General features: G+C 61.2%; 6 protein-coding genes and 4 pseudogenes. 4 read left to right on the top strand and 6 right to left on the bottom strand.

The window, feature by feature from the left end:
• Nucleotides 1–380: pseudogene (locus tag AC1D2N_RS34150) on the top strand (BA14K family protein); the annotation flags it as partial.
• A 222-nt stretch (nucleotides 381–602) separates the two neighbouring features.
• Here the strand turns inward: AC1D2N_RS34150 and AC1D2N_RS34155 are convergent.
• Nucleotides 603–989, bottom strand: a complete 387-nt coding sequence (locus AC1D2N_RS34155; protein ID WP_018517665.1) for a response regulator — start codon at nucleotides 987–989, stop codon at nucleotides 603–605.
• Nucleotides 990–1,192: 203 nt separating this feature from the next.
• Here AC1D2N_RS34155 and AC1D2N_RS34160 point away from each other — a divergent pair, with 203 nt between their 5' ends.
• Nucleotides 1,193–1,573 carry a response regulator gene (locus AC1D2N_RS34160; RefSeq protein ID WP_018517664.1) on the top strand — a complete coding sequence of 127 codons (381 nt, stop codon included), beginning with the start codon at nucleotides 1,193–1,195 and terminating at the stop codon, nucleotides 1,571–1,573.
• Complete coding sequence (locus tag AC1D2N_RS34165; RefSeq protein ID WP_018517663.1) at nucleotides 1,570–1,827, top strand: hypothetical protein; 258 nt, start codon at nucleotides 1,570–1,572, stop codon at nucleotides 1,825–1,827. The genes AC1D2N_RS34160 and AC1D2N_RS34165 overlap by 4 nt, the downstream gene beginning before the upstream one ends.
• A gap of 340 nt (nucleotides 1,828–2,167) precedes the next feature.
• Here AC1D2N_RS34165 and AC1D2N_RS34170 read toward each other — a convergent pair whose 3' ends face one another.
• Nucleotides 2,168–3,961, bottom strand: a complete 1,794-nt coding sequence (locus AC1D2N_RS34170; RefSeq protein WP_018517662.1) for an adenylate/guanylate cyclase domain-containing protein — start codon at nucleotides 3,959–3,961, stop codon at nucleotides 2,168–2,170.
• A 338-nt stretch (nucleotides 3,962–4,299) separates the two neighbouring features.
• On the opposite strand from AC1D2N_RS34170, the pseudogene AC1D2N_RS34175 reads away from it, so the two are divergent.
• Nucleotides 4,300–4,527 (top strand): annotated as a pseudogene (locus AC1D2N_RS34175) (hypothetical protein); the annotation flags it as partial.
• 35 nt (nucleotides 4,528–4,562) lie between these two features.
• Here the strand turns inward: AC1D2N_RS34175 and AC1D2N_RS34180 are convergent.
• The 4 genes and pseudogenes from AC1D2N_RS34180 to AC1D2N_RS34195 form a co-directional block, all read right to left on the bottom strand.
• Nucleotides 4,563–7,931, bottom strand: a complete 3,369-nt coding sequence (locus AC1D2N_RS34180) for an AAA family ATPase (protein WP_477982859.1) — start codon at nucleotides 7,929–7,931, stop codon at nucleotides 4,563–4,565.
• A gap of 327 nt (nucleotides 7,932–8,258) precedes the next feature.
• Nucleotides 8,259–11,500 (bottom strand): annotated as a pseudogene (locus AC1D2N_RS34185) (error-prone DNA polymerase).
• Nucleotides 11,497–13,007: pseudogene (locus tag AC1D2N_RS34190) on the bottom strand (Y-family DNA polymerase). The pseudogenes AC1D2N_RS34185 and AC1D2N_RS34190 overlap by 4 nt, the downstream one beginning before the upstream one ends.
• Nucleotides 12,928–13,686 (bottom strand): ImuA family protein, encoded by a 759-nt coding sequence (locus AC1D2N_RS34195; RefSeq protein ID WP_026242452.1) that lies wholly within the window; start codon nucleotides 13,684–13,686, stop codon nucleotides 12,928–12,930. The pseudogene AC1D2N_RS34190 and the gene AC1D2N_RS34195 overlap by 80 nt, the downstream one beginning before the upstream one ends.
• Nucleotides 13,687–13,701: the final 15 nt, after the last annotated feature.

Genomic DNA, 13,701 nt, shown 5'->3' on the forward strand with positions numbered 1-13,701 from the left:
CGTGGCGGATTCCGAACCTCACGCCTTCAAGGAGCTCGCAGCGCGCGATCTATGGACGACGACGCCGGTAAAAGTCGATCCTCGGCAGCAGCCCTATGAACGAATTCCGCCTCTCTATTCCAGCTATGTGACCGAGGCGTCGGCGAGCATGGCGTCAGCGGCAAGGCCCGATTCGGCTCGCCCGCCAGCCGAACTTCAGACACCGCATCCCAGACTTTCGGCCGCGCATCTTGCCTGGTGTGGGGAACGTTATCGCTCTTTCGATCACACGGTGCGCGGCTCGCTACAAGTCGTATCGGCCGGAAGACAATACGTATCAACCATGGGAAGGACCGCGGCGTAGCTGCAACATGTCGGATCTCGTTGCGACGAGCAATTGATTATCGGCGGAGGTCGCGCGGTGCGGATCATGCTGCACGAGGATATTGTCGACAGGCACGTGGGTGATCCCGCTGGGGTCGGTCTCTGAAATGGCGATGAGAATCCGCCCGAGAACGGGCGGCCGCTCCGCGGGCGGAAGTTCGAGGAAGGACGAGCCATCGAAATCATGCTTCGTCAGCGTTTGGCATGATGGTCGCCGCAGTCGCCTTCGCGTCGGTTTTTTAGCTTGAGTTGCCGGCACGATACGACGACCCGCGCGGGATTAGCTCGCGGACGTGTGACGAAAGGAGCCCGAGGTCATACGGCTTAGGGAGAAATCGCGCGCCCGCTGGCAGGACGTCTGCGCCGACGTGGTATCTGCCCGAGGTGATAAGAATGCCGATCTCCGGATAGACGCCTGCCAAGAGCTTCGCCAGGTCTACGCCCGTCAGGCCACCGGGCATGTCCACGTCGGTGAAGACGACGTCGATCTCCCGGCTCGAGAGGATGCCGACCGCTTCGAGGACGGAGCCAGCCTCATAGACCACGTAGCCGTCGTCTTCGAGGACGTCGACCGCGACGAAGCGAATGAGCGCTTCATCCTCCACTACCAGGACTGCCTTCTGCATGGAGCCGCCTCTCCTACCTCTGTAACGGACATGATTCAGCGACAACGAAAGTCAACGACGGATAGATAAGAAAATGCTAAATAAAGCAGTGGATACCCACGAAGTTTTGATTGACGGCACTCTCGGAACGGATCGTCGGACTTCAGCCGGAAGCGACAGGCAGGTCGTTTTGGATACTCTTGCGCTGCCCCAGAAGGAGAAATATGCCTACGATCCTCATCCTTGAAGACGAACCTTTCATCGCGCTCGATATCGAAACGGTTCTGGAGGGATGTGGCCATCGCAGCTTCGTAACGCTCTCGACCTGTTCGGACGCTGTTTCCTGGCTGAAGGAAAACTCGCCGTCCGCCGCAATCGTCGACCCTCGCCTCTCGGACGGCGTCTGCACTGCCGTCGCGCGGCATCTCGTCAATTGCGACCTTCCGTTCATTCTATATTCGGGCGAGTCCGAATCCGTTTACGAGCTGGAACCCGCGTTCGCAGAAGGTCATCTTCTGATGAAGCCCGCCTCGCCTGAGCAGCTTGTGGAAGCCGTCGAGACCGCCTTGTATGGGTGCGACCCTCGGCGTAAGTCCGGGACATGACGACACGTTATCTCTGGACGCTGGAACGTGAAGGCCGTTCGACCCGCAGCGGCCTCGATGCGGTCGAGGAAATCATATCGATCATTGTGTCCGAGGACGTTCTCGGTGCCATGCCGGCCGACTGGGTGGTCTCGTTCATGCGGATCGATGCCGACCAGGACGGATCGGCGGCTCACGAATCTCCGCTGGCTGGACGCTGCGTCTGCAGCAGATGGCTGCCTAGTTCGCCTTGCTGTCAGGCCTCGATGCGGTAGACAGCGGCGTTGTCCTGCACCTCTCGAAGCCCCTTGTAGGAAGCGTGGTTCAATGGGAACTGACATTGCGCATTCCCCCTCGTCGCTTGAGAACGCGGGGAATATCCGGCAAGTTCCGGGATGCCCGAGGATCTCCTTCGATCAGTGGAAGTTTCGGCTTTTCACCTTCAAGGTATCGATGTGCAAGTCCGGGATTTATCCCGAGCCCGATACTATGCCGAGACCATTCCCTAATGCCCGAGATTTCCGATAGTTCAGGAATGGCGAGCTCGGCATAGTTATGCAGCCTGGGTCAGTTCCATGTTCAGATCTCTCTAGGTCGTCGGTAGCCCGCACTGCTTCAGGCCGGCAACCCGGCAAGGCGTAGACCAGCGCGTAGGCGCTCCACATCCCTCGGCTCGCGCAGATATGACACATCAACAAGCCAGTCGACGTATTCCGCTGGCCCTGCGGCGGGGTCACCGATCCACAGCGTGCGCACTGCCTGGACAAATACGTCCACACATTCGTTCGCCTCTTCGATCCTGCCCAAATGACCATAGGCCGCCGCCCGCCAAGCCATGTCTCGCGGATGCCTTATTGGGGAATCGAAGGTTCGTTGCTCGAGAAGCACGGCGGCCTCACTGTAACGTCCGAGTTGGAACAGGATGTGCGAGAGATAGTAGTTATACCAACTCGGGTGACGCGGGTTGATCCTCAAGGCAATTTGAGCGGCAGCCAGCCCACGTTCCGGTCTGCCCAAGGCCCCCTGCATCCAAGCCCAGATGATCTGGATTATCGGATCGTTCGGGTTCATGGTTCGAGCTAGGTCCAGGTGACGTTCGGCTCGATCAAAATCCCGCCAGGTCAGACACATGAATCCAAGTGTGCAATGCACTTTCGGATCATTGGGATCCAGCACAAGCGCTTGCTCGGCAAAACGAAGTGCCTTTATCCTGTTCTCGTCCTTTTCTCGCGGCGCACCGATGCCATTGTCGATCGCACGATTGAGATATGCATATGCGAGGCCTGTGTAGGCCCGCGCAAAAGTCGGGTCGATTTTGACCGCACGCTCGAACAGGGAAAGAACTCGTTCCTGGCTTCCAGGCGTAAAGTCGTCGGAGAGGCGGTTGGCCTGGAGGAAGAGGTCGTATGCGTGCATGTCCTCAGGCCGGCGTCGCCGCGCCAAGACCTCTCTATCATCTCTGACACGTTGTGCGACCGTCGCAACGATGTTCTGCGAGATCTCCTCTTGAATGGCGAATACGTCCTCCATCGCTCGGTCGTAACGCTCGGCCCACAGATGTGTCCTGCTCGTGGCCTCAATAAGCTGCACGGTGATGCGCACCCGATCTCCCAGCCGCCGAACGCTCCCTTCCACGAAATACTCCGCTCCGAGCACGCGTCCTATTTGACGCAGATCCATGCTCTGTCCGCGAAATGCGAATGAGGAATTGCGGGCAATCACCGTGAGCTCTCTGAATCTAGAAAGCTCCGTGATGACGTCTTCGGTAATGCCATCGCTGAAATAAGCCTGATCAGGATCTGCGCTCATATTTTCAAAAGGCAGAACAGCGACCGCCGGCTTGTCGGATCGTGAGCTGGCTGGGAGCATTGGCGTCAAACCGCCAACGTCCATGCAGTAGGTCTTCACGGGCCGCGCGATGTTCTTTAGGTGCTGCTCGCCCACATACTCGAAGTGGAGATCGACTTTTCCCGACAGTTGTTCGTGAGCTGAGCCGGATATGAGCACGCTGCCTGGCGGACATAATTGCTCCAAGCGCGCGGCAACATTGACCCCATCGCCGAGAAGATCATCTCCCTCGATCACTACGTCTCCGAGGTTTATGCCGATCCGGAGCACAATGCGGCGTTCAACTGCAACCTGTTCCTGTTGAACGGCAAGCTTTTCTTGTACTGCCGCCGCACAGGCAACTGCTCCGACAACAGATCCGAACTCCGCTATGAGGCCATCACCCATCAATTTGACTGTCCGACCACGGTACTCTGCTATGAGCGGTCGGAACACGGCACCCCATAGCTCTCTAATTGCCGCAAGCGCGCCTTCCTCGTCAGTCTCAACGAGCCGGCAGTACCCAACGACATCGGCAACCAAGACGGCTGCGGTCCTACGTTCGACCTGAGGCGTCGTCATCTCGTCCTCCGCTGACGCGAGCCAGTCATCGAAGATATTCTGGAAAGCTGCTGCGATAATACCTCATCGAAGCATTCAAGACGATCCTAATCCGCTCGGCGTCACTCATCGATGATGTGCACCGCAAGAGGTTGGGTACTGTTCGCCGCGCCGCCCGAAGGTGTGGAAATTAGATCGTGACCTGTTCCCCGATCTCCTCGACGCGGTTTGCGGGAAGCTTGAAATAGGTCGACGGGTCGATCCCAAGGCCTGCAAGCGGGATGTAGATGGGCGATCGACCGCCTTCGATTGTTTAAGCCCTCATTCGCGGGGTTTTGGCGAACACACTAAGACCGAGCCTGACGGAGCTTGCAATGGAGGTCGCAGGCGGCGCGGCATTCCATCGAGAGAACGGGCTGGAGCGCTGCTTCCGTGACATACAGGGCGCGCGCTATCATCCGATGCAGCCCGGAGCCCAGGCGCAATACGCGGGTTCATTCGCACTCGGACTTCCCACCGAAAACATTTTCGAACTCCTGGCGCAACGACGGACTCCGCGGAATCGTAGGTTAGGTGGTGTAGTTTGACATCCGGAATCCGAATGGACGAGCGGAGCAAGTGTTCAGGTGCTCAATTTACTACCTCCGCAGCTCTCAAGGACCGCTCGAGCATCCTGAAGTTCGAGCGTCCCGTGGCAGTTAGAGAGACAGCCGAGGAGCGGCATGAGCAGCTCGCAGGCCTGTGCTCTAAGACCCTGTGCTCGCCAAAGCCGGGCCAAACTCACCGCCGAGCGCAGTTCCCACATCTTCGCATCCTGCATGCGAGCGACGTCGAGCGCACGGCGGAAGCACGCCTCGATTCCGGCAGGATCGCACTCTGAGCTCGATGATATGAGTTCGCCCTTGAGCCGATGCAGCTCCGCCTCGCACCAGCGGTTGCCAGTGCGTGCGACAATGGTAAGCGCCTCGTCAATCAAGGTGCTACCCTCGGCAAAACGATCAGCCTTTCCATGCGCCTCCGCGAGTAAGCCCATCGCCCAAGGCGCCGTCATTCCTGACCCGATCGCCTGCATGCCAGCCAACCCGTCTCGCAACCGCTCGATGCCTTCCGCGATTAGGCCCCGCTCCGCCAGCACCCACCCCTGCAGGAAGACTCCCTGAGTGTGCCAGAATGGAAATTCGTGTTCGGCCGCGAACGCCAACGCCAACTCCGCCGCCTCTTGCGCCTTGGCGATGTCGCGTCGATGCACCTGCAAAATCGCCGCCCATGTCAGTACATAGGCACGGCTGAACAAATGCCTGAGGCTCGCGGTCATGGCGAGCGCCTCGTCCATCAGCTCCAGCGCCCGGTCATCGTGGCCGAGATACCACAGCGCCATGCCGCCACGGCAGAGGCAGATCGGTCCTCCATCCTGTCCATAGAGCGCTAGATGGGCCTGGTGCTGGGCGATGTCGTATTGGCTGATCCCGTGCTCGAAGTGCTTCCATGCCGAGGCGAATTCGCCACGCCAGGAGCAGGTAATGCCCAAAGCATAGGACGCTTCCACCACGAGCACAGGATCCGAGATCTGCTGCGCCAACCTCAGAAGCCGTTCGCCAAGGTCCCGCGCCGCGGAAAGCTCGGACCGCACCGCATGATGAATCGTGAGACCCAGGAGCACCGGGAACAGCCTGGGCGTTTCCTGGATCCGCTCCGCCAGGTTGAGAGCACGGCTGTAGACACGCTCGACCTCCGGGTGGCCATAGCCCTTTGCGGCGGTAAGAACTCGTCCCATGGTGATCAACAACGTCAGCTCAAGCTCGAGTTGCTCCGGATTCTCGGGCATCTGCGCGAGCAGGTCGAGTGCCTTGGCCAAATGGCCGACGGCCTCGGTATTCGCCGCCCGCTCGTTTGCGTGTTCGGCGGCCCGATGCCAGAACACGACGGCTTGCGGCAGCTCTCCTGCCTCCGTCAGATGATAGGCCAGGAGCTCCGGCTGAGCGGACACGACATGTGGGGCGAGTTCTTCGAAGACCTGCGCAATACGGTGATGTAGTTCCCGGCGGCGACTCTTGAGGAGCGACTGATATGCAGTATCTCGGACGAGCGCGTGCTTGAAGCTGTAGACCGCGTTAGGGGGGCTTCCGCGCCGAAAAACTAGCTCAGTAGCAACCAGTTGATCAAGGCTTCTTTGCAGCTCATGCTCATCGAGCACTGCTAACGCGGCAATCAGCTCATAGGAGAACTCGCGCCCAATGCAGGCGCCGATCTGGGCCACCACCTTGGCCCTACCGAGGCGGTCGAGGCGGGCCATCAGCGAGTCGTATAGCGTTATCGGGATCGCCATCGGCGGCATATGTGCAGCCAGTCCAAACTGATCGCCGGCCACTCCCAAGAGACCAGATTCGAGCATGGTTTTGGTCAACTCCTCAAGGTACAGCGGTACGCCATCGGTGTTGGCCAGGATGTAATCGAGCACTCCGGCAGGCAGTGCCTTTCCGCCGGTCAGCCGTTCGACCAGCGATTGCGCGTGCACCCGGTCGAGGCGATTCAGGACCACCTTTGTCACGTGCGGGTAACTACGCCAAGGCGGGACGAACTCGGGCCTGTGGGTAATGACCAGCAGCACCGGGAGCTGCCGGATGTGGTTCACGAACAAGCCGAACAACTCAAGGCTACTCGCGTCCAGCCAATGAGCATCCTCAAGCACCAGGAGCACCGGCTGCTTCGCAGCCAATCTGCCAAGCTGGGCGATGAGCACGTCGAAGGTTCGCTTCTTACGCTGTCGGGGCGCGAGATCCAGTATTGGACAGCGGCCAGGGCCTGGAATTCCGAGAAGCTCGGCCAACAATGGGAGCGCTTCGCTCACCTCACCCACCTGTTCCGCGATCAGCGCCTGGAGTTTGGCGAGCTTCAAGACCGATGAATCCTCGCGTTCAAATCCTGCTTCCTGTTCGAGCGGGCCAATCACCGGACGAAGCGCGCTGTTGATGTGGTATGGCGAGGCGAAGTAACGGCGCAACCCGTGTGGTTCTCGAAGGAGACGCTCGCGAAGGGCCAGGGCGAGACGCGACTTGCCGATTCCGGCCTCACCTTCGAGCAGGACGACCTGACCTTCCTTGGCCTTGGCCTTAGTCCAGCGATCGACCAACAATGCGAGTTCCGGGTCACGGCCGACCAAGGGCAGCACGGTCGCGTGACCGGCCTCGAAACGGTCGTCGCTACGCACTTCGCCGAGCACCCGAAACGCTTCAATCGCCCCGGAAAAACCTTTGATCGGCCGCAGTCCGATGCTTTCCAGCTTGAACTGGCCCCGCAGCAGTGCGCGCGTTGCTTCAGCAATGACCACTGTGCCGGATCCGGCCAACTCCAGTAGACGGGCCGCCAGGTTCGGCGTTTCACCTACAACGCTGCATTCCTCGGCCTCGCCGGTGCCGATGATGTCACCCACCACGACTAGGCCGGTGGCGATTCCGATCCGAACAGCCAGGTGCTCGCCTGCCGCATCCAGCCGGTCGACGGCCTCAATCACCGCGAGGCCGGCCCTCACGGCCCGCTCGGCATCTTCCTCGTGGGCCTGGGGATAGCCGAAGTATACGAGGACGCCGTCGCCCATATACTTGGCAACAAAACCGTCGTACCGGCCGACGATCTCGGTGGCGCAAGCACGGTATGCAACGATCGACTGCCGTAGGTCTTCTGGATCGAGGCGAGCTGAGAGTGCTGTCGATCCAACGAGATCGCAAAACATCACCGTAAGCTGTCGCCGTTCCGCCTCGCTGCGGATCGGTGACACGGAGGGACGTAGTGCCGCCGTGAGCGGCGGCGACTGCTGAGCCAGAGTCGCGGCCGCCCTGAGAAAACGCTTGCGGTCACCAAGGGACAGTCCGAGCTCCTTGAGGTCGGCATCGGTGAGATCGTCGACGACATCGAGATCGATGCCGTTCTTCACGAAGGCTTGGCGATACCGCTTAAGCCTGATGCTGGCGAGCCAGTCTCCGATGTCGGACATGATCTAGGATCCTCTGACATGGTCGAATTCGGATTGCTCCTGAGACGCTTTCCCACCGGGCCGAGGATATCCAGCTTACACCTATCGCCCTGAGCAGTCACCCACGGCTGGCACGTGGAACGGCTGCAATGCGTCAAAGGCGGCCGACGCAACCGGTTCGCACGAGGAACATCCGCGTTGCTATGAACGCGGATGTTGGAGGAAAAGCATCGCTTGGGATGCAAGCCCGCGCTGAGCGCCGGATAACGCTTACTTCGCTATTGGGCGCACAGTTGCCATTTAAAAGCCGTGCTCGGTTGAGCGGTAGGCCGCAAGTGGTACATTCCTTTAATGGAAGTTCCGGCTCTTCACCTTGAGCTGATCAATATGAAGATCTGGAATGAAGATGTCCCTCGGCTTTGCGGCGGCCACGCTGTCCCGCGAATCCGGCGTTCCGGGCGAGCCGTGCACGAACTCGTCTCCCCTGCCGGTCGGCAGCCGGAACTCGGCGTCGCGGTCGGCCAGCCCGGATAGATCGCCGGACAGATCGAATACCTGCTGGGCCACGAGATGGACGACGTCGCCTTCACGCTGAATTCTCCCATTGATGGCTATCATCGATGCCCCGAGGACGACGCGACGGCGCTGCTCGAAGAGCTTGGGCCAGACAACGACGTTGGCCGGACCGGTCTCGTCCTCGATCGTCATGAAGATGACGCCCTTGGCGCTGCCAGGTCTCTGCCGGACGAGAACAAGGCCGGCGGTCATCAACCAGCGACCATCGCGCGCGTTCATAGCTTGCGCGCAGGTGACGATCCGGCGCTCCGTCAGGGCCTTCCGAAGGAATGCGACAGGATGATCGCGTAGCGTCAGCCCGATATGACTGTAGTCCTGGACCACGTTGTGCCCCTCGGTCATTTGACGGAGAGCGACCTCGGGTTCCTGTTGCTCGGCGACCGCCCTCGCCTCACGTTCTGAGGCGGCTGCAAAGAGCGGAAGCGGTTCGTCACGCAGGCCCTTGATCGCCCACAAGGCGTCGCGTCGCTGAAGTCCCAGCGACGGCAGGAAGGCGTCGGCCTCGGCGAGCTCGACCAGAGAAGCCGCCGGAACCCCGGACCGTCGCCACATGTCATCGATGCTTTCGAACGGCTGATCCATGCGATCAGCCACGACACGCGCGGTATCGGCGGCGGCAAGGCCGCGCACCATGCGCATCCCGAGGCGGACTGCGTGACTGTCAGCATTGCCGATGCGCTCAAGCGTGCAGTCCCACCGGGAATCTCAACCCCGTGGTTCCGGGCGCAGCCGACAATTTGGGCCGGCGCGTAAAATCCCATCGGCTGCGAGTTCAGCAGCGCCGCGCAGAAGACGTCAGGGTGGTGGCATTTCACATAGTTGGAGGCATAGGCGATCAAGGCGAACGACGCCGCATGGGATTCCGGGAATCCATAGCTGCCGAATCCTTCGAGCTGGCTGAAGGTCTTCTCGGCAAACTCGGCCGTGTAGCCGTTCCTGATCATGCCTGAGACGAGCTTGTCCTTGAAGCGCGAGACGCCGCCAGTGAACTTGAAGGTCGCCATCGATTTTCGAAGCTGGTCGGCTTCGCCGCCGGTGAACCCGGCGCAGACCATCGCGACCTTCATCGCAGACTCCTGGAAGAGCGGAACGCCGAGAGTCTTGCCGAGAACGGCTTCGAGTTCCGGCGTCGGATAGACGACCGGCTCCTTGCCCTCCCGGCGACGGAGATAAGGATGCACCATATCGCCCTGGATCGGACCAGGTCGCACGATTGCGACCTGTATGACCAAATCATAAAATGTCCGTGGCTTGAGCCGGGGCAGCATCGCCATTTGTGCTCGGGACTCGATCTGGAACGTCCCCAAAGTGTCTGCATTCCGGATCATTGCATACGTCGGCGGGTCCTCCTGAGGGATCTTCGCGAGATCAAGGTGCTCGTCCTTGTGTTCTCGGATGAGAGCGAAGGTCTTCGCCATGCAGGTCAGCATGCCGAGCGCCAGAATGTCGACCTTCATGAATTTGAGCGCCTCGACATCGTCCTTGTCCCACTCAATCACTTGCCGGTCGACCATTGCGGCGGGTTCGATCGGGACGAGATCGTCGAGGCGGTCGTGCGTCAGGACGAAGCCGCCTGGATGCTGTCCCAGATGCCGAGGAGCGCCCATGAGCTGCTGTGCAAGCTTGAGGGTCAACGCCAGACGGCGGTCTTCCGGGTTCAAGCCCTGATCGCGAAGACTGCGGTCGCTGACCAGCTCTTCCGACCACGCCCACATGCCCGAGGACAAGGCTTTAATGAGGTCCTCGGGCAAGCCGAGCGCCTTGCCGACGTCTCGGATGGCGCCCTTGGCCCTGTAGCGTGTGACGGTGGAGCAGAGTGCGGCCTTGTCCTTCCCGTAGGTCTTGTAGATCCATTGGATGACCTCCTCGCGGCGTTCGTGCTCGAAATCAACGTCGATGTCCGGCGGCTCGTCGCGCTCCTGGGAGACGAAGCGTTCGAACAGGAGATCGTTGGTCGAAGGGTCGATGCTGGTAATGCCAAGGATATAGCAGACGGCCGAATTCGCCGCCGACCCCCGCCCCTGGCAGAGGATGCCTTGCGACCGGGCAAAGCGGACGATCGAAAAAACAGTCAGGAAGTATGGGGCGTATTTCATCGTCCGGATGAGATCGAGTTCGTGACGGACGATTTTGAGAACCTCCGGCGGCAAGCCTTCCGGATAGCGGTTGGGCACGCATTCCCAGACATAGTGCTCGAGGGATTCCTGTGGGGTCTTGTCTGGGAGGATCGCCTCCTCGGGATACTGGTAGGTCAGTTCCTCCAGGGAGAACCTGCATCGCTCGACGATCTCCATCGTCCGGGCCAGCGCCTCGGGGTAGCGTGGAAACAGTCTCTCCATCTCTTCCGGCGGTTTGAGGAACCGGTCGGCATGACGCTCGCGCTTGAAACCGACGGTGTCGATGATCGTGTTGTGACGGATGCAGGTGACGACGTCCTGAAGCTGCCGTCTGCCCGGTTCGTGGAACAGGACGTCATTGGTGACAACCGTCTTCACACGGTGCTTGACGGCCATGTTCGACAACGCGTGAAGCCTTACCTGGTCGTTCGGACGACGCCGGAGACAGAGCGAGACGTATGCCCCATCTGCGAAGACCTCGGCCATCTTGCGAAGTTGGATGGCGCAGACATCGTCTGGGAGGTCGGGCACGAGGATACCGAGGAGCCCTTCGGAATAGAGGGCGACGTCCTCGAGGTTCAGGATGCAGTTCGCCTTGCCGCCCCTGCCCTTGCCGAGCGTCAGCAAGCGGGTCAGGCGCGAATATGCGGCGCGATCCGTGGGATAGACGAGGATCGACATGCCGTCCTGCAGATCGAGTCGACAGCCCACGACGAGGCGGACGCCCGTCGCGCGGGATGCTTCCAGCGCTCTGACGATGCCTGCCAGAGAGTTTCGGTCGACCACGCCGAGAGCTTCGATGCCGAGTTCCCTGGCGGTCGCGAAGAGCTCGTCGGCCGAGGACGCGCCACGAAGGAAGCTAAAGTGCGTCGTGACCTGGAGCTCGGCGTATCTCATCCGAATATCCCGTGCATGAACCATTTATGGGAGCCCGTTTCGGGATCGATGCCGTCGCCGGAGCGAAAGATCCAATATCGTTCGCCGATCTCGTTTTCGACGACGAAATAGTCGCGCACCGCCTCGAATTCGCTGTCGCGCATCCACCATTCGCCGAAGACGCGTTCCGGCCCATCCGCACGCTTCACCCGATGGCGCTTGCCGCGCCACGTGATGCTGGCAGGCGGATGATCCGGCAGCAGAGCTATCGCCTCGATCGGATCCGGACGCGCAAACAGCCGCACAGGCCGCCGCCAATGGTGGACCCAACCCTCCGTCACTTCCTCGCCGACGGCGGCGATCCGCTGGACGCTACGCTCCGGAACGTCGGATGCGACTGGCGCGACCCGGAAGACGCGCTGGCCTCGATTGCCGAAGACGTCGATCAGCGGGTGATGTCGGCGTCCTCGTCGTCGATAAGAGATGAGGTCTTCTGCTTCTCCTCGAGCGGTTCCGACATCACCGCGACGAGGGTCAGCTTTTCGATTCCGAACCCCGGTTCGATCTTTTCCGTCCGGTCACGGAACAGTTTCGTCAGCCAGGCGACATCTCGCACGGGCTTGGCGGTTCCCGCTCTGATCGCTTGGCGAGTACCGTCGACCTTCTCGACGATGAGATCGGTCCGACGGACGCCAAGACCCCTCCGCTGGAGTTCGGCGACGAGTTGAACAACCAGCCGTCCGACGTACTTGGTGATCGTCTCCGGCGCACCGATCGGTTCGGCGAACGCCCGGCTGACCTCGACGAGTTCCGGGCTACGGATGGGATCTATTGGTTCGAAGACGCGACCGAACATCTGGTCGAGACGGCGACCCACTTCCGGTCCGAAGCGAAACGCCAAGGGAGCGCGCGGCGTTGCCGAAAGCTCCCCTATTGTCCGAAAGCCTAGCGTGCGCAGATCGCTCACGATCTTCTCGGGCAGCCGAAGCAGCGAGATCGGAAGGCGCTCGACGGCCCGGATAGTCTCCCCACTCGGGACGATGACGGTTTCCCGGTTGATGGCACGGGCGCATGCGTGGGCGGCACCCCACGTGTCCGCTATGGCGACCCGTGTTGTCAGGCCCTTGGCGCGGAAGCGGTTGGCGATGCTCGTCAACATGCGCTCCTCGCCACCCTGTAGATGGTCCGCGCCCTCCGTATCCATGACGATGCCATTCGGCGGGTCGATGGCGACGATCGGCGAATACTGGCTCAACGCCCACATGGTGATGCGCTCGAGCGCCGCTGCATCGGCGGCGGGATCGGCGTCGATCATACGGAGACCCTGGAAGAGCGCCTGCGCCTTGGCGGCCGGAATGCCCACATGGAGGCCGACCTTCCTGGCCGCGGCGTCGGCGGCCGACACCCAGCGCTTGGAGCCGCTCTTCGAAATGACGGCGATCGCCTCCTCAACCGGAATGACGGGATCGGCCCGCCTGATCCTGTCCGTAGGGAGATCGGGAAAAAAAATCGATACGACCCTCGGCATCGCAGGCCCCCACTTCGAACTCAGCGCATTCGCCCGCTTTCACCCTCATCAGCTCCAGAAGCCACCTCGCCCGCCCGACGCCCGGAACTGGCAGCTCCTCGCTGGGGATGACGCTCACCCTCCAGCGCGTGGTCGACGCCGTCGGCTGGCCGAAGTCGCTGGCTTCGGTCTGCCGTCTCCATCGCCGCACCACGAGCGCCATCGTGCCGGTTTTCTCGGCTGCGAGTTGCAGCCGCCGGGACGCCGCCATCGGCAGCCGGACGATCTCGCCGATCACCGCCCCGAGGCCGCCGTATGAAAGGCCCTCCTCCATATTGGCAAGGACGTCTTCCTCCTTGTCGGACTCGACAAAGACGACCCGGTTCGGATGAAGACCCGCCTGCGCCAGGGCCGGGAAGAACAAGTCGGGACGTGTCAGGCACCAGACGACCTTGCCTTTGGTGCGAGCGGCTATCCCGGCCACGAACAGGGCGGCCGCCGCCCCGTCGACGGTGCCGGTCCCGCCGCCGGCGCACTCGTGCAGCGCCCCATAGGCCAATCCACCACCCGGAAGCCGCTCGTCGATCTGCGCTACACCGAAAGGCAAAACGCCACGGTTGCGCCGACGGGCGCTTTCCAGGTGCGCGATCTGCTCGCGCAGGCCGTCGCGGACGGCGTTTGGGGCGGCGGCTGAGTTCATGATCTCCTTCGACGG

This window comes from Rhizobium sp. P1_B8 (assembly GCF_056406515.1).

Bases quoted from the DNA above. Each gene is read 5' to 3' on its own strand.
- AC1D2N_RS34155 (WP_018517665.1), bottom strand. From the start codon at position 989: ATGCAGAAGGCAGTCCTGGTAGTGGAGGATGAAGCGCTCATTCGCTTC.
- AC1D2N_RS34160 (WP_018517664.1), top strand. From the start codon at position 1,193: ATGCCTACGATCCTCATCCTTGAAGACGAACCTTTCATCGCGCTCGAT.
- AC1D2N_RS34165 (WP_018517663.1), top strand. From the start codon at position 1,570: ATGACGACACGTTATCTCTGGACGCTGGAACGTGAAGGCCGTTCGACC.
- AC1D2N_RS34170 (WP_018517662.1), bottom strand. From the start codon at position 3,961: ATGACGACGCCTCAGGTCGAACGTAGGACCGCAGCCGTCTTGGTTGCC.
- AC1D2N_RS34180 (WP_477982859.1), bottom strand. From the start codon at position 7,931: ATGTCCGACATCGGAGACTGGCTCGCCAGCATCAGGCTTAAGCGGTAT.
- AC1D2N_RS34195 (WP_026242452.1), bottom strand. From the start codon at position 13,686: ATGAACTCAGCCGCCGCCCCAAACGCCGTCCGCGACGGCCTGCGCGAG.